The sequence below is a fragment of the Pseudomonas medicaginis genome, assembly GCF_965119365.1.
In the GTDB taxonomy this organism is placed as follows: domain Bacteria; phylum Pseudomonadota; class Gammaproteobacteria; order Pseudomonadales; family Pseudomonadaceae; genus Aquipseudomonas.
This window is the reverse complement of sequence record NZ_OZ221631.1, coordinates 2,891,728-2,918,467: the sequence shown is the minus strand read 5'-3', so window position 1 is coordinate 2,918,467 and position 26,740 is coordinate 2,891,728. Positions and strand designations below refer to the sequence as shown.

General features: G+C 52.0%; 15 protein-coding genes and 2 pseudogenes. 7 read left to right on the top strand and 10 right to left on the bottom strand.

What is annotated here, in order from left to right; translation table 11 throughout:
* Nucleotides 1-696: 696 nt before the first annotated feature.
* Nucleotides 697-2,190, top strand: coding sequence for an alpha/beta hydrolase (locus ACMTA2_RS13015; RefSeq protein ID WP_157280291.1), 1,494 nt, complete (start codon nt 697-699; stop codon nt 2,188-2,190).
* Nucleotides 2,191-3,065: 875 nt separating this feature from the next.
* Here ACMTA2_RS13015 and hyoA read toward each other — a convergent pair.
* The 5 genes from hyoA to ACMTA2_RS12990 form a co-directional block, all read right to left on the bottom strand.
* Nucleotides 3,066-7,430: an NACHT domain-containing antiphage protein HyoA gene (hyoA, locus tag ACMTA2_RS13010; protein WP_413795159.1), complete on the bottom strand. Its 4,365-nt coding sequence runs from the start codon at nt 7,428-7,430 to the stop codon at nt 3,066-3,068.
* Nucleotides 7,431-7,692: 262 nt separating this feature from the next.
* Nucleotides 7,693-8,706, bottom strand: a complete 1,014-nt coding sequence (locus tag ACMTA2_RS13005) for an HNH endonuclease family protein (protein ID WP_003200332.1) — start codon at nt 8,704-8,706, stop codon at nt 7,693-7,695.
* 3 nt (nt 8,707-8,709) lie between these two features.
* The gene (locus ACMTA2_RS13000) at nt 8,710-10,728 is read right to left on the bottom strand and encodes an AAA family ATPase (RefSeq protein ID WP_413795158.1); all 2,019 of its coding nucleotides are present in this window, start codon (nt 10,726-10,728) and stop codon (nt 8,710-8,712) included.
* Between the two features lie 750 nt (nt 10,729-11,478).
* Nucleotides 11,479-14,358 (bottom strand): UvrD-helicase domain-containing protein, encoded by a 2,880-nt coding sequence (locus tag ACMTA2_RS12995; RefSeq protein ID WP_413795157.1) that lies wholly within the window; start codon nt 14,356-14,358, stop codon nt 11,479-11,481.
* 321 nt (nt 14,359-14,679) lie between these two features.
* Nucleotides 14,680-15,096, bottom strand: a complete 417-nt coding sequence (locus ACMTA2_RS12990) for a hypothetical protein (protein WP_413795156.1) — start codon at nt 15,094-15,096, stop codon at nt 14,680-14,682.
* Nucleotides 15,097-15,380: 284 nt separating this feature from the next.
* On the opposite strand from ACMTA2_RS12990, the gene ACMTA2_RS12985 reads away from it, so the two are divergent.
* On the top strand, nt 15,381-15,635 hold the full coding sequence (locus ACMTA2_RS12985; protein WP_413795155.1) for a DUF7660 family protein: 255 nt from the start codon (nt 15,381-15,383) through the stop codon (nt 15,633-15,635).
* The gene (locus ACMTA2_RS12980; protein WP_413795154.1) at nt 15,628-16,464 is read left to right on the top strand and encodes an SEL1-like repeat protein; all 837 of its coding nucleotides are present in this window, start codon (nt 15,628-15,630) and stop codon (nt 16,462-16,464) included. The genes ACMTA2_RS12985 and ACMTA2_RS12980 overlap by 8 nt, the downstream gene beginning before the upstream one ends.
* Nucleotides 16,465-16,572: 108 nt before the next feature.
* Here ACMTA2_RS12980 and ACMTA2_RS12975 read toward each other — a convergent pair whose 3' ends face one another.
* Nucleotides 16,573-17,292 (bottom strand): hypothetical protein, encoded by a 720-nt coding sequence (locus ACMTA2_RS12975; protein WP_413795153.1) that lies wholly within the window; start codon nt 17,290-17,292, stop codon nt 16,573-16,575.
* Nucleotides 17,293-17,605: 313 nt separating this feature from the next.
* Here ACMTA2_RS12975 and ACMTA2_RS12970 point away from each other — a divergent pair.
* The 3 genes and pseudogenes from ACMTA2_RS12970 to ACMTA2_RS12960 all read left to right on the top strand — a co-directional run.
* A pseudogene (locus ACMTA2_RS12970) lies at nt 17,606-17,968 on the top strand (type II toxin-antitoxin system RelE/ParE family toxin).
* A gap of 103 nt (nt 17,969-18,071) precedes the next feature.
* The gene (locus ACMTA2_RS12965; RefSeq protein ID WP_413795152.1) at nt 18,072-19,262 is read left to right on the top strand and encodes a hypothetical protein; all 1,191 of its coding nucleotides are present in this window, start codon (nt 18,072-18,074) and stop codon (nt 19,260-19,262) included.
* 160 nt (nt 19,263-19,422) lie between these two features.
* Nucleotides 19,423-19,495, top strand: a pseudogene (locus ACMTA2_RS12960) (hypothetical protein); the annotation flags it as partial.
* A gap of 333 nt (nt 19,496-19,828) precedes the next feature.
* On the opposite strand, the gene ACMTA2_RS12955 reads toward ACMTA2_RS12960, so the two are convergent.
* Entirely contained in the window at nt 19,829-21,202 is a 1,374-nt protein-coding gene (locus ACMTA2_RS12955; RefSeq protein ID WP_413794108.1) for a transposase, read from the bottom strand.
* A gap of 340 nt (nt 21,203-21,542) precedes the next feature.
* On the opposite strand from ACMTA2_RS12955, the gene ACMTA2_RS12950 reads away from it, so the two are divergent.
* Nucleotides 21,543-23,207, top strand: a complete 1,665-nt coding sequence (locus ACMTA2_RS12950; protein ID WP_413795151.1) for a TIGR04141 family sporadically distributed protein — start codon at nt 21,543-21,545, stop codon at nt 23,205-23,207.
* 255 nt (nt 23,208-23,462) lie between these two features.
* On the opposite strand, the gene ACMTA2_RS12945 is transcribed toward ACMTA2_RS12950, so the two are convergent.
* The 3 genes from ACMTA2_RS12945 to ACMTA2_RS12935 all read right to left on the bottom strand — a co-directional run bounded on the left by ACMTA2_RS12945 (nt 23,463) and on the right by ACMTA2_RS12935 (nt 26,344).
* Nucleotides 23,463-24,305 (bottom strand): HNH endonuclease, encoded by an 843-nt coding sequence (locus ACMTA2_RS12945; RefSeq protein ID WP_165887832.1) that lies wholly within the window; start codon nt 24,303-24,305, stop codon nt 23,463-23,465.
* A 145-nt stretch (nt 24,306-24,450) separates the two neighbouring features.
* Nucleotides 24,451-24,990, bottom strand: coding sequence for a hypothetical protein (locus ACMTA2_RS12940; RefSeq protein ID WP_413795150.1), 540 nt, complete (start codon nt 24,988-24,990; stop codon nt 24,451-24,453).
* Between the two features lie 283 nt (nt 24,991-25,273).
* Entirely contained in the window at nt 25,274-26,344 is a 1,071-nt protein-coding gene (locus ACMTA2_RS12935) for a hypothetical protein (protein WP_413795642.1), read from the bottom strand.
* Nucleotides 26,345-26,740 lie beyond the last annotated feature (396 nt).

Here is a 26,740-nt window from a genome sequence, read left to right as displayed (position 1 = left end):
CCCATTGAAATCTAAGGGGTTTATTTTCTTGCCGGAGCAGTAAAAGACTTGTTTCTGGACTTGTTTTTGGGGTGTTTCAAGAGCGAAAAAGGGGTAGTTCTAAGCAAGGCTATTGGATTCTACCCATAGCCAATGGACGAATGATCATCAAGCTGGCAGTGTCACTTTCACAGGATCAATAGAGTATGAGCCCCCCGAAAAGACATCCCAACCTCCCCCCTCATGGAAACCTCCTCACCAGTTATCTACGCTATCTAATCCTAGCATAGTCTTGATAACCCTAGCTCTAGCCTAAGATCCATTCATCTGGATGCATAGGTAGGATTGAGGGGAGCAGGCCATGCCGTCGATCTGGAAATGCAGCCACAATCTGTCGATCCCGAGATGAGATAGTGGGATTTGGAAACCGCTCTAATCAACATCAGCGCATTCTTTCTTCGGCCATCTCCTGTAGTCCGATACCCGAACGAAACCTGCGATAGCCCGTATATCGTGTGGGTTGAGCACTTGCTCAGATAAATCCTGAGACCGGCCGCCAGCAGCGAAAAGGCCAGCTACAATCATTTTGACATCACGCCGCACTCGGCGGTTTCATGGAGAAAAATGATGCGTACAATTTGGCGATTTGCGGTGCCTGTTTTTGCCGCAGCGATATTGTCCCCCTTGATAAGTGGATGCATCTCAACCGAGCGAGTCATGACCCCGTATGAGAACGCGCTATCGCTGGATAGCAGCGACGCTGTGAAGTTTCACAGCATGCTCTACTTCCCTTCTGGCACGGCCCTGCACTTCCCAGGCTATGTGGTAGCGCTGGAGAAAAGCCCGCAAAAAATTATCGGCGGACCGAAGTTTAACGACAATGCGCGCTTCATCCATTCCAACGCTTCGTACTTTAAAGGAGAGGAAGACACTCGGTATAACACAGCCCATCATATCGAACGATTCCAGACGTTCGACAGCAAGGCCATGTTCATCTCGCATATTCTTCAAAATGGGGTATTGGAGGACAACAGCGTGAAGGGCGACCCGTATCTGGCCAAAACTCACTGTTTTGTCTACAACGCCTATGCTGCCGATGCTCTGGCAGGGATACGCAAAGACTACGATCTTAAGAAAATCAATGACTGGCATGCCTGCAACACTGCGCAAAACCTGGAGATCACCAACCCTGCCCTCACGGATCTGTATAGCGAAAGCGCGAAAGCTCTCGGTGCACTGAAAAGGAACCTGACCCAGGATCTGCGCAGCTCTCGATACACCCACGTAGTAATCGTGGTGATGGGCTGGAACACTGCTCAGGACGAAGCTATTCGCAACATCAATGATATAACGGGGAACATGATGGCTGCTGCGCAAGAAGCCCAAAGCGCTCAACTTGATGATCAGGCGACTCGCCCCAAGTCTCAGAATATCGTAAATAGTCAGTTCCGCCCGCTGGTGATTGGCGTGACGTGGCCGTCATTCTGGTCCAATTCCTTCACTAACTTTTTCAGCTACAGCAACAAGGCCAATGACGCTGATGAAATCGGCCTATCGTGGCTTAACAAACTCATCAACGAAACCGTGCCCGACGCTCTCGATGCTTCAGGAAGTGAAGCCAAAGTGGTCGCCATCGGCCACAGCTTCGGAGCCCGGGCTATGACCCGCGCATTGTTCAGTTCACCAGCTCTCAAGCCCAGCCAGACAATCCCAGTCAGTAGGGTGGATCTAGCGGTGGGTTTGCAAGGTGCGGTGAGCATCAATCGCTTCATGGTTGGCAAAGGGATTGAGGGTGCGCCATATCGTGACTTTGGCAAGTTGAGCAACACCCATATTGCACTCACCGCCTCAAAATACGATGGTGCCGCGGGCGGGCGAATGGTGGTGTGGTACGACCCTTCCGGCTCTATCAGTTCTTGGAAACTGGCCTGCCAGTCCCCTGACCCGGAAATGGCAGCAACCTTCGAATGCCTGAAAGCCAGTGATACATCTGCAACACCTGGAGGCAGTTTCAGCCTGTGCAAAGCCGATGGCAAAGACTGCTCGATGTCGCCCACCAACCCGAGCAAGATTAGTTTTATCGACGCCTCTGAAGGCATCACTCAATTCAACTCACCCGGGTCTGGCGGCGGTGCCCATAGCGATATTTACCGGCTCCCAATGGGCAGGCTGCTATGGCGTCTCGTTGAAGAGTACGCTCTACAGCGTTGAGTAATTATCGCTGGTACGGTTTTGCCGGATTGAACGATCATCGAATCATCGCGACGACGGTTATGGCCCAACAGACCTGACAGTAAAACGCACAGAAATCTTGGCGCTGGTCGAGGCACGGACTCACCTGTGTGAACCTCGACCAAGCCAACGCAAATACTTCATGCGGGATCGCTAAGGGCCATCCGGTGTATCCGGTTTTTGGATTTTTTTCTTCGATATCCACGCCCATGGAAAATGACGGATTCTGACCAGTTGTGGAGGCGACCGGCCAAGCTTCACCACTACCAACGGTTCGCCACGGCAGCGGCGATAAGCGCGAAAAATCAAATCCCGGTACGCCGGACCGTTCAACCTACACAACCTTGCTGAATCAAATCGGACCGACAAAGCCTCGAAAATCTCTGTTCCTCACGAATGACCACCACCCATCGCCCACAAATTGAAAACCTTCGCTTGCACATATGCTGTATTTGTACAGCATATGGTGTGACGGCAGTGCAAGACAATTTAATTGATGACACCGGGTTTGAGCTGGGACCGCCTACCCGTGAGGAAATGCTTAAGCATCAATACGACCTTCTATGCAGCGACCTGGAGGTGACCCGCCGTAACCTCAGAACGGCCCCCAGGGAGCTTGCCGGGCTTATCGTGATGTACCGGAGTGCGTTGAAGAAGGTTGGCGCGCTTAAGACTGAGGTGCACCGGTTGAAATGGACCCTCAGTGACATCTATCTCAGACAGAGCCAAGAAGCGAACCAGAGGATGATCTACGCCTACGGAGATCATCCTCTGAAGCCTCATCACACACCGTGAGATAAAATGAAAAAACAAAGCGGAGCAGCACTGGCATCCGCTAAGTCCGGTAAGCAACGTCATTTCAAAGGTGCGTCCGTGGTCGTTTTCTTCTTGCGAGGTGTTCTCTCCTTAGTATTTTTTTCAGACTTGACCGCGCCAGCACCTCTTCGCTTAGTAAGGTCGATGCCGATGACCTGTATATCTTCAACGTTGGGGTACTTAGAGGCCAGGAACAGCCAGTGTTGCTGCAGTGCAGTGACGAGATTATTAAAGGCTACCCGTTGCTTACCAGGAAGTGCCCAGGCCTTTTTGCCGCCGTGGTTGACCAACAAGAAGATGCCGCAACTGGATCGAACGTCGCGCAGATAGTCACCACACAACTGATTCTCAAGGCGTTCGAAAAGCTGCAGTCCAGTCCATTTATCAGCAAGCTTCAGTTCTACAGGTACGGGCCCATCAAATATACTGCTCTGGACTCTGAAATCTGGACGCTTGTCGTCCGCAAGCTGCTCCTCTTGCGGAATGACGTATCTCCCTGCAGCGCGATCACGGCACCAATTACCTATGAATTTGCGGATAGAGGTTTCTTGGCTAAAAGGTATCAGAATTTCTGCAATGCTTGAGTCGCCATCCTCCAGGTCGTGTTTCAGGTCACACAGCCGATCAATGGCAAGGCTCCAGAGATCACGATGATTGGATGGCGTGCTTTCCAGAGCTTCGTGAAACTCTACGACTTTCGCTGGTTCCCATGGAGGTGTCCGAGCATCAGCTGTAGCTTTTTGCTCAGCGTAAAAGGCGCTCCAGGGCCGAAGGCGTTCTGCGGGGTGCTCACGAGCAATTTCTCCTAAGGCGAGAAATGCTTCCTTGCCCGGTGTTTCTCGAATGAAAGCTAGAAGTGCGTCTCGAGCATGCTGAGCATCGTCTCTAAGGCCTGGTGAGTAGACTCCTTTGCCAGCACGGTCGATATCATCAGCCAAACGAACGTGGGTGTGGATCAGCAGATACAGAGACTTCGCATGCTCGACCGTTTTGTAGTTCTGCCGACAGCGGCTGGCAAACCGGTTGCCCACGATAACGGTTAAGCAAAGCATGGCGAATTTCGCCTTATCCTCGTCACAGGAAATCGTGTCGAGGCGTGCTGCCAGTGCTGGGATAGCAAGGGCAGGATCCGTTCCTATCCACGCTGCGTACCATGTGGGAGCTAACTCAGGATTGGTTTCCTCAATAGCTCGCTTACTCGCTAACTTGGCCAGAACTTCATCGCCGATAGGAGAGTCCTGCACGATGCTCACCGCTAGCTGAAGGGCCTCCAGGCTTTTCGTGGGTCTTTCGAGGCGTGCCAGAAGCGGCATTGCGAGCGACTCGTACATCCAGCCCCCACCCCAGCGCGCTTTTCGCAATATGTAGTAAGCGGAGGACTCCGTATGCTCCGTATCGAGCTCGTACTCGATTTCACGCAGCACAATCCTCAGTACGGACTCTCGGAAGCGTCCAAACAACGTCGTAATCCACTCAGGGAAACCGTTGAGCTCAAGTAGGCCGTAACGAGCCGCAAATTCAGCGTTTTCGGCAGACATTTGCAAGAAGCGCGAGGGATCTTCTTTGGCTTCGATGGCAATTCCTGTCAGTCCGAAGATCACTTCATACGGCGTCGAATTGACGGCTGCGCCCTCAGAGGGCAGCGTTGGGCGGCAACCACGCCAAAAACTGAGGGCGCCTTCGCGAAACGCTTGAGCGACGGGTAAGCCGAACTCTTCTATTAGCGATTGCCAATCATCACTGCCCCAGGTGTTTGATGTCGACGAGCCCTCTCGCATCCGATCCATCAAATAAGCTTGGCTGCGAGTCATCACGCCTGGCTTACTGCTGTTTAATCGCTCTAGGTCTACAGCGAGCCCTTCCCTCCAAGATCGACGGCGATCTTCTTCTAGAGCTTGACGCTGAGCCGCTTCCTCTTTCCATTGGGCCTGTTTGAGCTCCCATTCCTGGACTATTCGCTCCGGTGGGTTTCTGAGCATCTCTAACTTTTCGACCAGAAGCGGATCGAGCCCGACTGCCTTCTCCAGCCGTTTCTTCCAAGAGATCGGACGATCATTTTCCTTATAGATTTGGAATGCCAGGCTGAGCGCCATGAGACGATCTTCCGTGATCAGGCGACTGACGATGTCATCGCAGATGAGATCGAAATTCTCTTTGTTCAATGTCCAGAATGGGTGGAAGCCGGTCAACTGCCAGACGTTAACCACTGACTCTCCGCGATGGACTCTACTTTTACGAGCCAATGCAACGTCATGCCAGAACAATTGATAGTCGAGCTGCGGCCAGGTCGGCACGATTTTCCTGATACTGTCGAACAGTTCCCGAGCGTTCAGCTCATCAAAAATATGTGCTTGAGGGAGCACGCACAAAATCGACAGCACGGATGAGTCGAGCGCAAAGGCATCTCTCGCTTCAAGGATACGAAGTATCGCCATCCCAGTCAGTTCCGCAAGCCAGCCATATTTTTTGGAGATGGTACAGATACCGCGTTCAACAACAGGTGGCTTACCCAAAAGTATGCTGAGCCCGGAGATTAAGGTTGGAAGGCCTCCCTGTGGACATTCCGTGACCAAAGTGGAAAGTTGAGATGCCAACTTATCACCACTACTGTAGCGCGGTTTCTCTGCGGATCGCTCCACTGCCTCCAACAACCATCGGATCCATTGCTCGTCGAACGGAAGCTTATCCAGCATTTCGGCTAGCCAGTCGCGATTAACTTCGCCGGTTCCTGCTAACAATGCTTCACGTACGTGTGCAATATCCTGAGGCGTTCCTAAGTCCATTACTGCGCAGATTGCTGCAGAGCGGGTGTGCTTATTCTGTGCGTTGAGGGCGAATTTTTTCGCCTCTTGCAAGGCGCCCACGACCTCCCCCTGCCATACCATTCTAAGCAGGAACCAAACAATGTCGTCATTGGTGCAGTAGTGCTCCAGCAGCTCTTTGATGTCTTGGGTGAGGTCGGTATGAGCGAATCGCTGAACGGCGGAGTAGTCAGTCAGCCCCCAGCTATGTGCTGGCTGTGCCAATTGCTCGCATGCTCTACGTAACACCCCGCGCCTCGTACTCAGATGGAGCTGAGCAGGATCGCCACCTTCAAAAAATACTTCCGGGGCGACTCGTGCCACTCGGGCGCAAAGTCGCTCGTCCAGTAGCGCGAGCCACGGCAATATCGGGCGCATCGTTGGGTCGATGACCTCAAGTCCGTACTGCGTCCTGAAAAACAGATTCTCGATCCTGACACGAGATGCTTCGTCGAGAATTAACTGATGCAACCACTCCGCTGTCAGATACTCGCGTACTGAACGGTGATGGAAGCGAACCGTGCCGTAGATACCTTCGTCGAAAACCGGACGACTTAGCAACGCCGCACATTCTCCGTCATTCCAGTGTTTGAGCACCGCTCGAATGGGAATTCCTTTCTTGTTGTCCTCACCGTCAGGGACGCAAATGGCGGATGTCTGCCCTAGCGTTGTCGCCGCTGCAATGAGTCGTACGCCTTCCCTCAGCTTCTCCGCAGAAATGGGCCGAAGCTCAGAACGATTCTGGTCCCTCTCTTCAAGGCGACGATCAATACTACTCTTCATCAGTTCGAAACGCGTGCCGATACGGTGGTGTTTGTGCCAGAAGTCGACCAGCTCCAAAAAATCCTGTGGCCGCGTGGTAAGCGACCATGCCTCCTTTCGCTCTACTGCGGCTCGAAAGGCTTTGATGTCTTGGACACCAGCAGCATTCAAAAAGCGATCGATCTGCCCACCATGGATATCATCCAAGGTGACAAGGAGGAACGGGTCGTCTGGCTCAACCTTGCTTTGAGCTCTCTGAGAAGTGCCCTTAGTGGGCGCGTCTTGCATCTCAACTACCTGCCGGTTGTCTGGCTCGTAGGGAAACGCCTGCTTACAGAGCAGAAGATCCGTTCTAGCCCTCCATGCTGTACTCCGACCCGTAATAAGAATGTGTGCCTGGGCGCCAACGCTCCTAGTCATCAAACCAAGTTTCCGAATCGCCAGATCGAAATCTCGAGGATCACGGAGTCGAGCTTCATCTACTGAATCCATAAGAAGCCAGCCCTCCGTGCCGGAGGCGCACCAGCTCTGGAACTCCTCGAACGTACCTTCTTCGAAAGCACCCTCTAAGAACTCCATGACGTATTCGATCCGCAGGAAGAAAGCTGATTTACCTTCACTACGAAGCTGTCGGGCGACATTTCGGATTTCCGCAGTCTTACCTGAACCCGCCTCTGAGAGCACAATCACTCGATGATGTCTAAGCAAATCAGGCCATTGCAGTACCCCCTGCCTGCCCGGCCCAGCACTTAGATCCGCATCGTCGTTGGCGTCGGAGTCGATAATGATTTTGGAAAAGGTGCGCTCGAGGGAAATGAAGGCGTCCAGGTGCCCGGTCATAGCAGAATCTCAAGAGTATGAAGAGGAGCCACGAGTGGCCCGCCGTAGCCTACCCCATCCTACATGAGCCACCTCTTGCTCGCGGTACAACAGCCGTGTTTTTACTCGGTGGTAGCGGGGTTGCCTCAGTGGGAGACTGGCCAATTTCACCAATGCCTGCGCTTGCGACAACCTACGCCATATAGCAGAGGCGCAGACATGGCTAACAAAACGTTCCTGATTCACTTAAGTCAACGCTTGGCTTTGCAGATTCGCTCAGTAGTCAGCCAAGCAGGCGCGCTTTGAATCCTTCAATCCAAGTCCGCACCATGGCCGAATATGGTGCTTCCGGATTCGCCATGCGTTTCATTTCTCGCAGAACTTGCTCCTGCAGCAAATTTAGTCGCCGGACAATACCCTCATCACGGGCATCAGTAGACTTGGGCTGAGCCGGATCAGGCTTGAGCTCTTGAGCCATAACACCGACATCCAGAGCCAACGTTTCTAGGAACTCCAATTGACGTAACAGGCGCGTTCGCTCCTGTACGAGCCCAAGACGATTGAGTCCATAGACGTGAATTGACACTACCCCCTTCAGACTCAGCCCAATCTCTAGAGCTTCGTCGATCACGGCCCTAGTCGCCTCATCTGCCCCGTTAACGCCCATCACCGGAAGGTCTGCCCCTGCATGAGCCTGGGGAAGGACCAAGCTAATAAGGTTGGTTCGATCAATGTGGAATCGCAGGTGCTCGTCCGGCTTGTCGCGACAGGGATCAAGGAGCAAGGGATACTCGTTGGCGATAGCCGAGGCTTCGGTCATTGCACGCGTTCCCAACACCGGAAAGCTATCTTTCTTTCCGCTAGACATCAGCACGCCTTGGCTGAAGCCGCGCCCCACCTCCTGCAGGGTCAGTAGCTTGGCCGATAGCTTTGGCATCATTTGCTTGCGTTTGCGGTTGCAGTCTATGCAGCTAGGCAAAAGGTTGTCCCAGTCCATACCAAGCCACCAGTAACCTTGGTGCGTCGCGTCTTCATGGACTGCACCCTTCGGTCTGTAGTGCTCGACGTCCACGGGGGCTGTAGAGGCATAGAAGCTTTCGCAGTAGGCACATTTACCGTGGAATAGCTCATCGAGCCGTTTCTTTACACTGTCGGACTTGTACACCGCGAACGACGGAGCCTTGTCATCCGGCGCCTCGAAATATCGTCTGAACTTGTCCAATTCACGTGCGGCCGGTGAATCGTCCCCAGTCATCGCGTCAGGCTTTTGGGCTTTTTTACGGATGACGAAACGCATTCTCTAGAGCGCCTCCAAGATAGCGACAATGTCCCGTCGGGACTGCTCCCGCAACTTCCCGAGATTTTCGGTAGACATCTGCCGACGATTCCTCAGATATTCCGTCACTGCTTCTTGCACCAGGCGCTGCACTTCAGTAGCTCCCACCGGCAAGGCCTCGCGGATATCCTGCTCAAAGCGTGTCCAAGCCAGTTGCTGGTCCGCGGTGAGCGGTTCACCCCTCTCTTTTGCTGCCAGCAGGTCGGCAAACATGGCCAGCTCGCGTTCGGTACCCGGCTGATCCGTAGACGCTAGACCGAAGAAGTCCGAAGTCAGCAGCTGCTCAATGGTCAGTTGGCTTAGGTCCGGCAAACTTACCACCTGCTCCACCATCACAGGCCACTCGCTGTCGACGCCTTGCTGGCTAGCAACCCGCTGTATGACAATTACCTCGCCAGGCTCCATACCTCGTAGGCACAGAGGATCGTGAGTCGTAACAATAAAGGTGACATTCGGCAGGGCACTGCGTAAGGCCTGCATAATTTGAATCTTCCAACGAGGGTGAAGATGCGCTTCCACTTCGTCGATCAGCACAACCGCCCTCGCCGTTTCCAGGCTCTCGACAAACGTATGAAGGTGCGGGCTCATCAGGCCTTGGATGATGTCGCAGACCATCGCCAACATCGATCGGTAGCCCGAGGATGCGAGGCTCAGAGGCGTCCGATTATGCGTATGATGGCCAGGGGCAGCAGTGACGATCAGGCACCGTTGGTTGTTGAAATCACGCTCCATCACCTCAAACTCGCCCTCAATGGAGAGGATGACGCGCAGCGCCCGCACCACATTGTTGAAATTTTCCTGGTCCAACCCCAACAACCATTTTTCGGGATTGGAAAGCAGTTTGTCAGACTGGAACAGGTTCGAGATCGACTTACCATAACTGTAGCGCCGTATCTGCTTCTGATATTGCCGGAAGGCACCATAGGCGAACACAGGGGGCACCTCAGAACCACCCTCCATCGAGAAGCGCGCATCGGAGATGGTCAACGTTCGGCTCGAACCGTCGTCGAATCTGAGATCCACTGTGGCCAACCCGCGCCGGGCAGCCGAACGCTCACCCAACAGTTCTGGGTCAAGCGGCAAAGCCGACACATCAAGTTTCAACTCGGCGCGCGCCTCATCGCTCGACAATGCTAAAGCGATGGCTTCCAGGATGGAGCTTTTGCCTGCGGCATTTTCCCCCAAAATCAGCAAGCCGGGTTTGAGCGGGGCTGCCTGTTCTGCGCTAGAGGCCTCTGCCGATGGCACGATTAACTCGAGTCGCTCAATCCCTTTGAAGTTCGTCAGCGAAATGGCGACCAAGGTGGGAGGAGACTCTGTAAAGGCTCGTCCCAGTTGAGAGTCTTCAGTGAACATGTCACGCAACGGGTCGTTGAGCCATTCCTCCAGAGCATCGCGGTCGACTTCTTGACCAATCACGCTTTTAGCAACCTTCTGAAATGCCTGCTCTATGCGGATAGGTGACAACGACAAACGTTGCGGGTTATTTCCCGTCAAAAAGATAATGATCTGGCGACACATTAGATACCACAGCCCACCAAACTCCAGCTCGGCAAAATCGAACAGTCGAATCCTTCGATCCTGCCCCTCCCGCATCTGAGGCAGCACCCTATCAATTAATTCGTCGAAATACGCCCTAACTCGCTGGCCCCGTATTTCATACAACTCATCGCGATTGAGGTCAAAATGGTTAATGGTTTCTTGGGCACGGTCCGTATGAGGGAACAAATAGCCGTCAAGATCGACCGTCAGATGACGAACAAACGAGCCCGACTCGCAAGGGTCAAGCAGGAGGTTTTTTTCCTTAGGGGGGTGGTCACGCCATAGCCCGAGAGCTTCCTCCGCGAATGTTTGTAATTGAATCGCGGTGGGCAGTGCAGCTCGTTTACCTTTGACAGGAAAATGCTCGGGGCGCTCGGGATAACATCCCTTACAGATTGGATAGAGATTTTCCCATGCATTGCTCAACCAAGCGTAATACATGTGAGCGTCCGGACTACGCCTCATCGGCAACGCATCGCTAGTAGGACGAAAGCGGTAAGGGGTAGTGCTTGTTGAGCTTTCGCAAAAAGCGCATTTACCACGAAAGAGCCTTTTAAGCGCCCCTTTGATTGACTCATGATCCAATCCAAGCCGGAAACTTGGAACACGAGTTTGGGCCCTCCTCTCCTCATCCATTCGGAAATAATTGACTAGCTCCTGACGCTGAGCGTTGAACTCTTCACTCTGCAACAGGCCGGGTGGCGGCTCACTACTGCGTTCGAATCGTTGCACTACATTCCTCCCCTGAAGCACGCTTCCATTTTGAATCAGGCAATGACCTTACTATCGCTTCGTCAGGCTCAAATTACGATCTTAACCGACTAATTAACCTTTTCGATGGGCAATCTTGACGCCTTTAGTCTCTGGTTGTAACTGAACCTCGAGAGTCACCCGATCAAGTCGGCCTTTCAGCGTATCCGCATCGAACAGGGCCTTGGCTTGGTGATCGGATTACCGCTAGAAATCACGTTGGCGGGCACGACGGCTGTGTTGGTTGTCGAGGTTGGCAAACCATTCCGCCGGTGCAGTCGCCATCTCGGCCTGAATCATCAGCTATTCGCTCGAGCATCTGCACTTCGCGGTACAACCCGAACCTATTCGCCGGGCAAACTCCAGAAAATCCTCATCACATAGACATAGCACCAGGATCGGACGCTCAGACAGCGCCAATGTTAAAGTTCATTGAGAGGTTCAAGTAAGCGCTCGGGCCTTACACCCCTTTGGCGGCGCAATCCTTGTCTCCGTATGAGAGCAAGAATCCGCACCATCCCGACGATAATCTGAACACCCCCAGAATTTCTTTCCAGTCCCGCGCGACACCATCCTGCCCCCAGTCAACGGACACAACGCAACCCAACCACCACAGTTCCCTTTACAGATTAGGTACCGCCCCTCCCTACGCATCGGAGACTGACAACCTGGACAGGCCGTTTCGGTATAATCACAACGCGGGGAAAGGGAACAGAAGAAAAACGCCCCCGTACCGTTCTTCTTCGTCCGCAGCATCAACTCCCCCGCCTGACACACAGGGCATGCCGGCCCCCGCACAACCGCCGCCGACTCACCGAATTCATTGAGCTCCACGTCATACTGATCATCAAGTAGTTCCTTGATGAAGCTAGACGCCTTCCCCTTCCCAACCACTAGATAAACACGCCGCTTGGCCCTAGTCAGCGCCACATAAAACAAACGCCGCTCCTCAGCATGAACGAACGTCTCACGTGGCGGCAGAAGCGCCTCCAACAGAGGATGGCTCGTTTTCTGAGGAGGCATTCCAAACTTACCCGTCTTATTTCCGAGCACCACAATGTAGTCAGCCTCCTGCCCCTTGGAGGTGTGGATGCTGTAGGTCTTGATTGTCAAATGCGGATGACTGCTATGGAGCTGCTTGAGACTTGCAGGATCCGGGAGCAGGAAATTGAACCGAGCCAAGATGTAGACGACCGATCCCGACTTGGCTCGCGCTGCAATCCGTGTCAGGACATGAGGCAACGCCTCATCATCGTCCAGCTCAGTTCTGAACAGCGAAACCGCCGGCGCCTCCTCTTGCGTATGGGTATGAATGTCCTTCTTCAACTGCGACGGGTTGCGCATTACAAACCGGCTGGCCACCGCGTTGATTCTGTCGTTAAAGCGAAAGGTTTTATCCAGGGCACTGATAGCAGTCGCACCAAAGAATGACTCGAACTGGGACGTCAGACGGATGTCACTGCCTGCGAATCGATAAATCGACTGCCAATCATCCCCCACGCAAAACAACGAGCCATCGGGTTGCGACCGTCGAAGTGCTTTGACCAGACGCGCGCGCGGCTCGGAGATGTCCTGATATTCATCCACGAGCACAAATCGCCATGAAGCCTTGAAATCCCCCTGCTCCGCCAGGCGCACCGCCTTTACAATCATGTCGTCGAAATCGATCTGCCCTTTGCCTTCCAGGTCATCTTGATAGCGTTGATAAATGGGCATCAGCAACTCAAGCGCCGCCCGCATCTGATCCGGCGAGGGTGCTGCGTTAATACGCGCCTCCAGATCAACCTTGGCTAAATCCGCCGCCTTGTAACCGGTCAGCAGCTTCTCCAGCAGCTCGGCGAACTCGGTGACTACACCGAACTCACGAAGCGTTTCCAACATCGCTTCATCTGGCAGTGGATTGAAGATTACACCGGCGGACCGCAAGCGCTGCTCCAGCAATGGAAGTAACTGACCTTCCTGCTGCTCAAAATGAAACGTTTCGATCAACCGAGTCTGATGCTGCTTGTGCAGATCACGCTTCCACACCATGTCTTGATGGTAGGCCTTGCGGTCGACGTAGGGCGCTGTATTGCCATGGCGGTCCGTGCCGAAATGTTCGATATAAATATCGAACGCCGGCAGGTAAAAATCTGGATGGTAGTCCCGCCGCTCAGCCGTTCGGGTCGACACCTTGTAGCGCGGTTCGTATTGGTAATCCACGCCCATCTTGAACAGGAAATTGGCAATACGGCACTCAGCCATGCTTTTGACCAGCTCACCCTTGAGAGTCCGGACCTCATGCTCTGCCAGGTAAGCGAAGTACTCGCCCAGGGAAGCAAAGTCGAATGGGTTCTTGATCGGGAACAGGTAATTCTCGAAGTACTGCAGTAGGCGCTTGCGATAGCCTGGCTCTGATTGAAAATCTTCAAAGGCCAATTGGATAAATCGCTTACGGGCAGCCTTATCCTCAGCCATTGGCGTGAGGGACGGTTGACCCAGCATGTCCTTACCAAGGGAGTGGAAGGTGGAGGCCTTAATGCCCTTTATACCCACACGCGCCTCCAACCGCTCACGCATCTCCTCAGCAGCGTCACTGCCGTAGGCGAGCAACAAGATGTCTTCAGGTTTCGCTTGTCCACTGCGGACCAGGAAGGCGACACGCCCCATCGTCGTGCTGGTCTTGCCGGTACCAGCCCCGGCCAGAACCAGATTGTTGTCCTCATCCACAATACAGGCTAAGCGTTGGTTGAGCGTGAGGGGCATGGACTCAATCGTATCGAACATCTGAGCATGCTTGGCGAGGCAGAGCTTCACATAGTGCTTACGCCACCGACGCAGACATTTCTCGCCGTCGTGAACCCATGACCAAGCCCGAGTCAGGATCTTGCGCTCAGGCCCCGATAAAACTCCCAAGCCCCTGGCAGGTAGCGTTGGCCATTGTTGGGCTAGCAGAACCAAACGGCCGTGCAAAGCCGTCCACTGTGAGCGACGGCAGTAACCTCGGGCTTGGACATTTTTGTAGAAGGCATTCAACGTCTGTGCGATGGCCAACACGCGGTCGCCATACCATTCACGCAACGCAGCACGCCAAATATTATCGGCACGACTGACGCCCCATCCGATGGCCTTTAACTGGCCGGATGGCAACGTGAGCGTCAAACAAGAAAAACCCAACCATTGGTTGAGTTGAGGAGGTTTGGGCATACCGGTCACCAAGACCTTCGATGCCTGCCCTTCCCAGTCGACGGCTATCAACCCGTTGGAAGCGATGTCCAATGACGCACAGGTGGAGCCCAACCATTTCGCCAAGCGAAAACTACGAAAAGCTCCCTGAGTCATTGAGACTTCCCGCTATACCAGCACTGCAAAGCAGGTGCTGCCTTCATCCTTGTCATGCAAGTCAATCCTTGTCCCAATCCTAATCTAGGCACGAACCAGTGCCACTACAGAGCCAGTATCGCATACAGCACGTTGTCTCTGTCAGAACGGGATTGTTATCAAGGTCATCGGGCGACAAGAGGTTTGGCCTATCGGGCGAGAATGACGCTCTCCATGAATGAGCGCCCCCATCCAGAGCAACGTCAACCGAAGAAAACGACGGTACAGACCCCGGTCATCTTGCCCACGATCCCGAACGGTCCCTTGGAGCGCAATCGACGTTTAGCAGGATTGATCTCCTTTGATCCACGAACGAAGCCTATCCAACGTAGGCGCCTTTACCCCAATCGTGCTCCAACCCTTGAGGGTGTAAAGCTTTATCTCAGCGAGCCCCTCAGGTTTGGGTTCAATGGTGATGATTGCCAAACTGAGTCTCACGCCTTGAGCCACCATACGCTGAGTGATCTGCCCGCTACCGAATTCCGAATCGAACTCGCTTTCTGTTGTGACCGGAGTCTCCAGCGGCGAGTGCTCCAAACAAAGTTTGCTTGCCTGACGAATGCTGCGATAAGCGATTTGAGCAGTAACGTTCGCCTGTATCGTGCCATCGTAACTGTTTGGGTCAGACATGAGGTTTGCGGGTGTATTTGTGCATCCCGCCAGCAATACTCCAAAGCCAATAGCCCATATAAATTTCAAAAAAAACTCCAGTGGTCGACAGAATGAGCATGCATGCAATGACGCCAATCTAGCGCGGAACAAAAAATCTTGATAGCTTAACGCCATCAAAAAAATAGCCACTCCGTCTCACTAAAGACACCCAATTGCACGTTCGCTCTTGGCTATTTGCGCCTTTCCAGCACAGCTCTCTGAGCAGGCGAAAATCTCGCTGGAATGGGCGCGTTGAAACACGAGGAGTATCAACCGTCGCAGTAGATGGTCAACCTTTCGTGCTCTGGGTCAGATTTAAAGGATAAATGACAGTGGAACTTCACGATATTCTAGATCAGGTCAATGACGATCAAACCTTCTTACGTTTTGCCCGTGCACTGACGGCAGATAGGGCTGGAGCCTCTTCCGACAGCATGGATTGGGAGAACAACACGATAGAGGGATTCTTGGAAAACGCCATTGCTTGGGCGGAAGACACTGACTTTGGTATCAGACAAGGGCTTGAGCAGTCTAATCCCTGGCAACAGTTTGCGGTCTTTCTGTACTGCGGCAAGATCTATGAATAACGTAACGGCCATCCGCGCAGCATACAATCCAGAAACCGTCGCTTGTGGGGACATTGTCCTCCTACATGGAGACAAATACTCTCAACGGTCAGGCTCGGAAGGTGTGTTCGCCGGTCTCTTACAATCGGTGTATCTAAAACGTTGGGGCTATATTCTACTAACCTGTCTGCTGCCACAGTTGAGCCTGGCCAGCACACTGCATATAGACCCTGGGGCTGAGAGCCTTTACCAGGAAGCTCTCCCATACCTACTACAGGCGAATGAAAAGCTCGAAGCAGTGACCGCTGATACCCCAACTACAAGCGAAGAGGAAAGGCAGCGCTCCCTAACCCTAGCTGAAGAAGGGGGCGCGCTACTCAAACCAGCCTTTACTCTGCTTGAACAAGCAGCGGCCCTCGATCATCCCGTAGCCCAATATCGTCTCGGATTGATTTACGCGATGCTGTCTCCGAGCGAAGTGATCAAAGAGAAAGCTTGCCCCTTGTTCGAACGAAGCCTCTCCCAAGGCTTCGCTCCACCGGCACTTGAAATTGCCTACTGGTGTTTGGCGTTCACCGATACACCCGAGTACCAAAAAGCCCTGCTGGCCACAGAAAGCGGCATGCCACTCTACGAAAAATATTTCCCACAGCCTGTTGTCAGGCTTGAGTGCAAGCGTGAAGAACCTGTGGGCTTCGCTATGCAGTGGGGCGACGGCCGGGACTATCAAGCGGAAATCTACCGGCTACAAGGTGATAGCAATCGTGCGCGGCGTTTGGAGTACTACCAGAAGGCCATTGACACCAATGACTGTTACAGGGCCAAACAACGCATGGAATATCTTAAATAATTTTTCGTGCGCGACTGGTTCCGATGCATGTTGCTTGCTTTGGAACCAGGCGCAGACGACAGACCCAACTTAAGATTGTGTGAGACGGCCTCAGCAGACAACCACAACTCATCTAAAGAAATGATCGGGGCCTTTCGGTAGCACCTCTTCGTTGAGAATTTTATCACTAAGCTTCTTAATTTTTTCTTTGACCATTAACTGAACGTGCTCAAGAAGCTCTATAAACCACAGCTCTTCATCTTTGCTGTGCCACGCCAAATCTGGCTGATTAATTTCGGTGTAAAGATTTATAGATATCTTCCTTCCAGGCTTGACCTTCAACGGAGCGACCAACGCAATTTTTGCATACTCCAAGCGCTTCGCACCGCTATGCGCCGCAAAGTTATGTCGATAAGAAATCGCCACATCATGAATATCTCTATATTTCTCTTCCAGTTGATTACGCTCTAGCTTCACTGGTCGCCCGTCGCACTTGGAAAAACATTTCCCGTAAAAAGTTAAGGACGCTACGAACAAGCCTTTCACAAGGTTAAATTTTTCTCGGTCCCTGTTAATACTAAATGAGCTGTCTTTTTTGCCATCATAGTCACCGACGAGATCCTTGATCTTGCGGAGCCACACCAACGAGCTTCGAATATCTTTTTCAATCAACGCATACCCCGCCATATGCTCACTTAAGCGTGACTTCAGATAAACGCTTTTACATGGCTTATTCTTGTACTTATAAATCCGATGAAACTTTCCTGTGCTTTTATCCACATAATCAACCGAGGTCCAGCCGCTAGGAACTTCTTTAATATTTACAGCTATTAACGCAATTTTTTTCATCTGGACATCCTTGTTAAAGATTTGGCATATCAAACACTAACCAGAAGCAAATTGCCGCCATGGGTGGCGTGGACGCTTGGCCTAAGTCATACAAGAGAAGGTTCAATCCCATCCGGCTCCCAAAACGCAAAAATTCTTGGCCGCACTTGCCGGCCAGCGGAATTGAAGAGGTAGGCCATGGCCGAGGAAAAGGAACTGACGGAGGAAGCCAAGAAGCAGCGCAGGAAGCGCGAGAAGGCTGCAGCAAAGGAGGATCTGGAGCACTACCTCGAGGGCTTGAGCCTGGAGGCCACCCCCTCGCGCGCGAGAAACACTGAGCACGCCGCAATATCGGATTTCCAACGCGGCGCGCGTCGACATTGTCGGCATCCTCACACTCTCCCAGACGCAGTTCGGCGATCAAGCACGCCAGCGCTACCAGGCGCTGATCCTCTCCGCATTACAAGCTATCGCCGACACGCCCTATCGCATTGGCAGCCACGACCGCGATGAGCTTGCACCGGACCTTTGCAGCTATTACCTCATCTACTCACGCTAGCAGGCTAAACACCCCCATGGAACGGTCAAAAGCCCGCGCCATGTCGTGTTCTATCGCGTGGCAAACGACGACGTGATCGAGGTCGTCCGACTCCTTCCCGACACCATGGAAGTGCAGCTGCACTTGCCCAATGATTGATCACCGACCTGACCCAAACGCTTATCCCCGGGTTCTCCGAAATTTAACATCCGCTCCGAACAGGTTGGCCTAAACTCGCGATAGATGGAGAGTGGCGGACTGTATGTACACATTAGTGAGCTTCACCATTGCGGAACTTTTCGAAAAGGTATGGGAAACGCCGATGGTCAAATTGGCTCAGGACATCGGTGTGTCTGACGTTGCCGTCGCCAAGGCTTGCCGCAAAGCAGGCATCCCTCTCCCTGGCCGTGGCTACTGGGCGAAGCAGGAAAAGCAGCGACCACGCAAACCCAAGCTTCCTGCAATCGAGGGCGAGATCCAATTCCAAGTTTTCGACCGTGCCCCCCTACCCGCTGCGAATAACGCAGAGACGAACTCACCTACAGTCCGGCGGATGATTGAAGTCCCGTCTCAATTGACCGAGCCCCACACTCTGGTGAGTCAGTGGTTAAAAAGCGCAAAGGCAGTAAAGCTCAAAGAGGGCTACCTCGATTACGCAGGCAAGCGTGTCCTGAATGCAATGATCTCCTCGTCATTGATCGAACGCAGCGCAATCCTGTTTGATGCGCTGATCAAAGAGAGTGAAGCTGAGGGCTATTCATGGAAGGTCAACGCTGAAGGAAAAACCATCGTCACCGTCGACAACGAGCCCATAGCCGTGCGACTCGTGGAACGGTTAGACAAACATCCGATACTGCCCCCGCCTTCGCCCAAGCGCCGGCCCGGTTCCCCATGGGAACCTGATTTTATGTCGCTGCGAAGGCCACAGGTTGAATGGTCCTCAACGGGTGAGCTGACGTTTCAGATTGAAGCGCGGATGGATTATGGGGAACGGAAAAATTGGAAGGACACCAAGACCGCACCGCTCGAGAAAAAACTACCTAGCATTCTGTCCGGCCTCACGTCGGCCTCGGTTTCAATAAAAGCCCTTCGGGACAAGGAGGAGGCGAGAAAACGTCAATGGGATGAGGATGAAAAACGTCGCCTTGAACGCGCCCGAGAAGCGGAAACACAACGTCGTCTCAGGCGGTCACTCGTTAAACATACCGAGTGCTGGGAACGCGCCGAGCGCTTACGGGCCTTCATAAACGGCGTTGAAGGTCGCCTTAAATCTGCTTCTCTGGCGGATCCGGCAATGGCCAAGAGATGGATTGATTGGGCGCACAAGCAGGCTGACCTCTTAGATCCACTTCAGGAGAATCTCGCGCAGATCACCAATTTGGACGTGCAGCTGGAAAGCTGGTTCAGTGGTTTACAGTACGGCCAAGTGGAAAAAGGTTGGTGGTCAGAGTAAGCGCTGAAAGGAGCATTCCGTTCATACCCGCCGGGCTTAAATTGTTGATTCGCATTCACCAGCATATTAGCCTCTTACATTTCTATCTGAGCACCAGGCTCTATCATCCGGTTCAACGGCTTGGCATCCTCAACAGGAACGCAAACTGAATCGTGCCCCCATGGCCTGGCTGGGCCTGATGACCTTGATGGTGCTGGAGCTGGTGCTCGGCATCGATAACCTCGTATTCAATCATGGAAGACAACGTCCCCCAGCAGCACGACCGTACCTGTGTGATCCGCTTGTCCTTCACATTGCTGTGCACCTTGGCTTGCTGGCGAGCATCTTCTAGATGTGAAGCGGCTCAACGTCCGTTCTTACACTACTCTGGATCGTTCGCGCCCCGTCACGACAGGCAGAAAACGGCCGATTCTGTTGAAAAAGTCGGATTTTCAGCTGGCCCAAACTCAGGCACGACCACCACCGGAGAACCTACTCACCACATTGAGTGGTTTTTCGGCCCTTCGGTGACCTTTGCTGCTCTGCTATTGGGTTAATTTGAGGTTTTTTGCTTGGTGCAGGCGCACCTATCCCGTGACTGGTGGCCCTTGAGATGAAAATTTGGCCAGCCGTCGCAGGTTCTGCACCGCTGCGGCCAGCGTGAACTCATCCGTCGCGCCACTCATGCCACGTAGCCGCAGGCGATCCAATTTCAGGATGCGTTTGAGGTGGGCAAACAACATTTCGACCTTTTTACGTTCGTGGCGAGAGCGCTGATATGCCGGCGTTGCTGCAATGCGCCGAGCCACATCGCGAGCGGCTTCATGGACGCTGCGAGCGATCTTGCGAATCGAAGTGTTCGGGCAGCACTTGGCTTTCATCGGACACGTAGCGCAGTCGGTCTGCCGGGATCGGAAGATGATGGTGTTGGCTTTGGTGACGTGTGAACGCTCATTCTTGAAGGCTCGCCATTCGCTGCGCAATGGGTTGCCGGCCGGGCAGCGGTATTCCTCAGCCTCTTCATTCCAGTGGAAATCGTTGCTCGAAAAACTGTCGTTCTTGCGCTCGGTTTTGTCCCACACCGGCACATGCGGCTCGATGTCTTTTTCCTCCACCATCCAGGCCAGCATCGGCGCGGTACCGTAAGCGGTATCGCCAATGAGGCGCTCCGGCTTGATGTCGAACTGCGCTTCGACCCGATCGATCATCGTCTTGGTGCTCTCGACTTCTGCGGTTCGATGAGCCGGTGTGGGTTCCACATCCATGATCACGCCGTGCTCGGTATCGATCAGATAATTCGTGGCGTAAGCGTAGAACGCTGGGCCACCTGGAGCTGCGGTCCAGCGGGCTTGAGGATCAGTCAGCGATAGGCGCTTCGGTAGCGTTTCGGCCAGAGCCTCTTCATCGAGTGCCTCGAGATACTCACGCACGGCGCGGGTGCTCAGGGCCAGATCGCTCCAGTTGACCTGTTCATCACCCGGTACACCGCGCTGCCGGCTGGCATCCGCTTTGATGATGCTGGCGTCTACGGCAAAGCCTTCACCTTTGACCAAGCCTGCGTCCATGCAACGACGCAGCACTTCATTGAACAGCCAGCGAAAGAGATCGCTGTCCCGAAAACGGCCGTGTCGATTTTTGGAAAAGGTCGAGTGATTGGGGACTTCATCTTCAAGGCTTAACCGGCAGAACCAGCGATACGCCAGGTTCAAATGGGCCTCTTCGCACAGTCGGCGCTCTGAGCGAATGCCGTAGCAATAGCCCACGATCAGCATACGAATCATCAGTTCTGGATCAATCGACGGACGCCCAATCGGGCTGTAGAAATCGGCGAGGTAATGGCGCAGGTCGCTCAGATCGAGACATTGATCAATGCTGCGCAGAAGGTGATTGGCGGGGATGTGATCTTCAAGGTTGAACGAGTAAAACAGCCGCTCCTGCCCACTCGATAACTGTCCCATCATGCTGCGTGCTTCCCTGCTGGCCAATGCAGCGATTTTGCCGCAGGCCAGAAAGGGGAGCTACTTTTTCAACAGAATCGGCCATAAGCAGACGTTCGTGAGGCAGCCATATGGTCGAAGATGAAAGTTTTTGAACAGTCAGTTTTCTATCGAATCATTTCAGATGGTTTAAAGAAAGGGCGATGATTCGTAGGTGCTGGTCTATGCTTGCCTTAGGAGCGGTCAGAGGTAGGACTTTCAGGGCGCCCAGCAGCTAAAAAAGCAGAAATTAAATTGCAAACCGAATGTTTACTATATTTAGAACAATAAACAGGTAGAAGATTTAACGCTAGGAGAAGTTGCTATGCTGATAGGAAGCATTGTCGCAACCGCGTCTAGTTATCCAGCTGCTAGCGCACGAAAAATAAAAAATGAACGAAAAGAAAAACTATCCATTTACCTAGCAAAAAATCCGAAAGTTGCAGACTTCGATCTATTGAAACTAGAAAATACCAATCCGCCAATTGAGCTTTATATTTCCGGATTAGAAGCAGCGAAATTATATATAAAAAAGGAACCTCCAAAGCACTCACCACCATGGACCCAATTGTTCACATCTAGACCTGAAGTTCCTTTTGATGCCTTTGGAAACAGCAGTAGCGTTGGAGCCGTTCTTTGCATTACAGTGCATCAGAATAAATTTTTGCTAACATTTGGTACAGGCTTTCACCTTTTACAAGAAGAGGCAATTGAACGCGACTTTGGATTGCGCGTTACCTTGAACTCAGTTGATCCAGACAAGCTTAGAAGCTTAGATAAGTCAAGTTACGACCATAATCCTCTAAACTCACGAACTCAGAGCACCAAAGAAGTTGATATATTCGACCTGCATATAGATTCTGACTTGGAAATGCTGTACGCCGTCACTGGTATTTCAACAGTTGAGCTGTTCGGATCTCACGTTACTGGGAGAGACGCGCTAACAGTAATCACTAATACAGAGCTAAATGAACTAGAAAAAATTCTTGAGGAAGCGATCAAGAGGTATAAGCAGAAACTTCCAGATAGCTTTGAATGGGTGGACAATGTAAATAAGGTTAGAGATCAAGATGATATTAATATTCTCGATCTCGAATTAGAAAAAATACTTTGCGGTCCAGACTTGTCCTGCTTGTGGCTTGGGGAACCAGAAATTGTAGACTGGGAAGAACAGATCGGCTACTCGTTTGATTTGTACGCGCGCAGTGAACGACACGCAGTACTTGAGCTGCCACAACTTCTATCGTACCTCAATAGTAAATCGCTACCGATTTCTGTTGAAAGTCTTAAGCACACCTCAATCCACGTGAATGACTCACAGTACCATGCTATAAAAAGCTGGAGTGCTTACAAGTGTCTATATGCTGAGCTAAAGTATGGCGCTGATCAATTTATCCTGCGAAGTTCGACTTGGTATAAAGTTAATAGTGATTTTCTAACAACTGTCGATGCGAGTTTGTCAAACATTGAGACGTATAAGCATTGCTTCCCAATTTACAATGAAGATAGAGAGGAGGATTACAATCGGGCTTTAACCAGTGATCCATCATTTGAGTTGCTTGACAAGAAAAATATTAAGATAGGGGGAGCATATGACAAGCTAGAATTTTGTGATTTAGTTCGAGATGGAAAGGATTTAATTCACGTTAAATACTATAGAAGTTCAAGCACGCTAAGTCATTTATTCTCACAGGGTTGCGTGTCGGCCGAAGCATTCGTTAGGGATGCTGAGTTTAGAAAAAAACTTAACTCAAAACTTCCAAAATCAGTACAGTTGGCAGACCCCATCCCGCGCCCAGACCCCGCAAGCTATAAAATAGTTTACGCTATTGCGACTACAAAAAAACTGCCTCTAGAATTGCCTTTTTTTTCAAAAGTCACTTTGAAAAATGCCCTAAAAGTTCTTCGAGGATTGAACTACTCAGTAGAAATTATTGCGATTGATATTGATCCAGCCCTTAAGGTAAGAAAAAAATACAAACCAAAGTAACAGCTTTAAGGATCCAAGTGTGAGGGGGAGATCCTACGCCCTCAATTGTTAAGTTCAGGATCCGAATAGTAATCCGAGGTTCGCTAGGGTCGTATTATTGAACGTTACCGTTATCTACCTGTGGCATCCTCGGCGGATAGATGCCGCTCGTGGACAATCGATTTCGGCTGTAAGCGGACTACCAGCAGCGTTTGCGAGACTCGGAGTGGTTTACTATTCTATGGTGCCTAGGACTCTAGCTCCATAATAACGCAATCATTTTTTTGCTTCCAAGTAATCCGCTAACTTTGTCGCAACGTGGCGAAACGACATGCGCTTCACCTTTCCGTTTTGCAGAAATATGCAGTGCCCAAGGTCATAGTCGCCCTCATTTGGAAATCCGGCAGTATCGGCCGGGATGTTAAGCATTCCCATAAACTCGCCAAGGACGCCGACAACTACTCCAAAGCAGTCTTTGCCAGGAATAATGAGCACGCAGGAGCAACTGCTTAGCTGCACTATCATTTTGAACATCTGAAAATCACCCGGATCAGGTAGCTCTTGCTCGCTTTGGAAACGGGTATAAAGTCGGACGTCTGGCCGAATATCCATCAGAGAATTAGCGTTTATTATCTTTCGGGGCTCTGAATGCATAACCCCTGTTCGAAATAGATCCCCATAGGCATAGAAACCCGCAGCTAGAGCAACCTTTGCCACAAATTTGATGTCCGCGTTTAGATCCAGCGTCAGGCCATCGATTTTCACCTCGCCTCCGCGGCGATCCTTCTTTTCCAAATATCTACGTTGCTTCAAGTCATAAATCTGTAGCCCATTTTTTGAAAAAGTTACTTGTACGGGGGAGCCATCAATTAGCGTCGCACGGCGTGCTATTGGCTGAGGTTGGGACCCAGAGTGTCCTTTGGCGTTCGCCTTATCGCGGTTGAAAAGCATCAAAAAATCGTTGGCAACAGCTCCATCTACTTTGGATCCCACGGTATTGTTGAACTGCCTATCCGCTTGAATGCAGAATCCGTCGAGGCCACCGAGCGAAATCGGGATGATGTGTTCTTTGCTCAAATCAGCACTGGGGCCGTCTAAATAGATACAGTAGTCGCTCATTATATGAACTCCGTGTCTCACTTCGCCTCGAGTGGCTTACCATCCGCTCCAAACCGACTTCCGCCGGTCGAGGCTTGCGAAAGGTGGCTAACACTAGGCAGCGAATATAGATCAACCTGCCGCAACGATCCGTCTCAGTAAACTGTTATCGTAGCTTGATGGCACGTACAGATTTACGTACTGTTTCGGCATAGATAGGCGCGGCACCGCATTCAATAGATAGTTTGAAGAACTCATCTGCAGCATCATGAGGATCTAAACCGTTTGATCGTACGCATGATCTCGCGAAGGGTGTCAGATCATTTATGTCTCCCCCTGACAGATAACCCGAGCATGAAGTCTCCCTCTTGAATGTCTCGATTACAACTGGAGGGAGCTTAGGCCCGCACAGAAAGTATTCGAGGTATTTCAGAAAGTGTGGGTGGCAGAGGATATCATCGCCAGAAGTTCCGTTTCCCTCAAAAATATCTTTGCGCGATTTACCCCGTCCACCAGGATTGAAGTCTGGGTCAGTGAAGTAGGCAATACGAATGTCGGGAATCGCAGCTCTTTCGAGAAGGCTTGTGGCGAGCGATCTCATCGGCTCAAGTGAAAGACGGAGCTCATCGTGGCTCTTCCAATTAAATTCTATCGACGAAAAAAGTTCCTGCTCTTTGTTCGTTAATATTATGTCCGTATCTCTCATTAGCAATCCTAACTCCAAGATTTATTCAGGCTTAAAAGCAATATATTATTAAAGGTTAATAGGCTATTGCATAAGCGTTGTACTTTCGATGGAAAACTGTGCCTGAGTATGGCTGTAACAGACTCTATATCACGTCTTGAGTGATATTGACTAGCCACCAAGGGCATATGGACTAATGCGAACGGCGGCTTCTGGCCGATTGCGGCCCGTCACGAACGCCAGGAATCGGCCAATAACGGCCAGCCGAACCATCTGGAGTGAGTTGCAACGAACCATCAGGCCATCATTCAAGAATCAACTCGGACCGGAAAATGTTTCCGATTTGCAACGTCGCGGTTTTCTCGTCATCGTCAATAGTGTTTATTCCCATCATATCGATCCAATGGTTACGGGATGGGTCGATCAGCGTCTCGATGGTAGGTTGCTCTCGGAGCAGATCGAGTGCATCTAGATTGATACCTTGTCTTACGGTAACTTTTGAAATCGCAGCGCCATGAATATAGATTGACCTCGGCAACTGGAAAGTAACCTCTCGACCACGATAGCGACCATCGAAAAGGTGACGTCTTGAGGTACTTTCCAGCAGCTCCTCTCGTGCGCGACGGTCTCGATCCGCCAAGTACTCGACGCGTTTCTTATCCGCTTTTCTTGTCGAGGGGGGCATGGCTTGTGGTTTGCCAAACGGTGCAGCTACCGCCTCTGCCGCAATTTCGAAGCCTGTCGACCGAAGCAGTTTGGCCATTACGCCACGGATTGCGGCGTCCTTGGCAAACTCCAGTTCACTTTCGGCAATTGTTACAGGCTCGTCGGGTACCGGATCAATGATCCTCAGGTGACTGGGATTGCCATCTTCAATGCCGATGCTGAGACCTGAGACCAACCGCTGGCCTGTGTGCCCGGGCGGGAACATGATTGAGAGTTTCTGGGATCTGCCCGAATCGATTTGACGCTTCCTGAAAGCCTCGCCAGATTGAGTGCCCTTGCATTCCATAATGTGCCAGTTGCCATCGCGGTCTCGTGCCACGAAATCAGGTGTCTTGTTCGGCCCTCGCTTTGCGGTGCGATGTTGGTGTGCGCCATGACTCGCGCCGTAGCGCTGCAAAAAATAGCGACCATCGACAATTTCAACCAATGGCAAATGCTTCATGAGCCAGACCATCGGCACTCCCATTCCGAAGTCATCGCTCAGAATGGTTTTCTGATGTGCATCGAGATCTGCATAGCTTCTTGTCAAACGCAGGTCCGCATCACGGGGGGTGATCGCTGCCAGATACCTCACCCACGCCCAGAATTCTGCAAGCGAAACGCCAGTGACAGAAATCGGTGTTGTCAGGTAGCCAATCATCAATAACATCGAATTGATGTTCAGGTCGAAACTGTGGGTACCTGCAGTGAAAGCAGCTGGGAAACTTGGAATCTTGCCAACACCAGGCCAACTGGAGTCATCGACATGAACGTTGATCGTACGGTACATCGCGGGTGGTCGTCCTTGAAAAGTTGGGCATCGATCTTAGCCATGGCCGACGAGAACTGTCGACCGATACTCGCATGTCGCCCATGGAGAAATATAACGCCATCGTGCAGTCGAACCAGAGATCACGACACCACGATCCCTGCAGGAGATCACCTATCTCTTCGGACTGCGCTGTCATTTAGGCAGAGCACAACTTGTGTCTGAATAGTGTGAGCTCTTGGCCGATTGCCAACCCGAATTGATCGGCAGAGAGCGGCCCCAATCTGCCCTTCCCAA

Excerpts from the sequence above, each read along its gene's own strand:
- ACMTA2_RS13005 (WP_003200332.1), bottom strand. The coding sequence starts at position 8,706 with ATGCGTTTCGTCATCCGTAAAAAAGCCCAAAAGCCTGACGCGATGACT.
- ACMTA2_RS12935 (WP_413795642.1), bottom strand. The coding sequence starts at position 26,344 with ATGTTATTGATGATTGGCTACCTGACAACACCGATTTCTGTCACTGGC.
- ACMTA2_RS12955 (WP_413794108.1), bottom strand. The coding sequence starts at position 21,202 with ATGATGGGACAGTTATCGAGTGGGCAGGAGCGGCTGTTTTACTCGTTC.
- hyoA (WP_413795159.1), bottom strand. The coding sequence starts at position 7,430 with ATGACCGGGCACCTGGACGCCTTCATTTCCCTCGAGCGCACCTTTTCC.
- ACMTA2_RS12965 (WP_413795152.1), top strand. The coding sequence starts at position 18,072 with ATGTACACATTAGTGAGCTTCACCATTGCGGAACTTTTCGAAAAGGTA.
- ACMTA2_RS12945 (WP_165887832.1), bottom strand. The coding sequence starts at position 24,305 with ATGAGCGACTACTGTATCTATTTAGACGGCCCCAGTGCTGATTTGAGC.
- ACMTA2_RS12975 (WP_413795153.1), bottom strand. The coding sequence starts at position 17,292 with ATGAAAAAAATTGCGTTAATAGCTGTAAATATTAAAGAAGTTCCTAGC.
- ACMTA2_RS12950 (WP_413795151.1), top strand. The coding sequence starts at position 21,543 with ATGCTGATAGGAAGCATTGTCGCAACCGCGTCTAGTTATCCAGCTGCT.
- ACMTA2_RS12980 (WP_413795154.1), top strand. The coding sequence starts at position 15,628 with ATGAATAACGTAACGGCCATCCGCGCAGCATACAATCCAGAAACCGTC.
- ACMTA2_RS12995 (WP_413795157.1), bottom strand. The coding sequence starts at position 14,358 with ATGACTCAGGGAGCTTTTCGTAGTTTTCGCTTGGCGAAATGGTTGGGC.
- ACMTA2_RS12940 (WP_413795150.1), bottom strand. The coding sequence starts at position 24,990 with ATGAGAGATACGGACATAATATTAACGAACAAAGAGCAGGAACTTTTT.
- ACMTA2_RS13000 (WP_413795158.1), bottom strand. The coding sequence starts at position 10,728 with ATGTATTACGCTTGGTTGAGCAATGCATGGGAAAATCTCTATCCAATC.
- ACMTA2_RS13015 (WP_157280291.1), top strand. The coding sequence starts at position 697 with ATGACCCCGTATGAGAACGCGCTATCGCTGGATAGCAGCGACGCTGTG.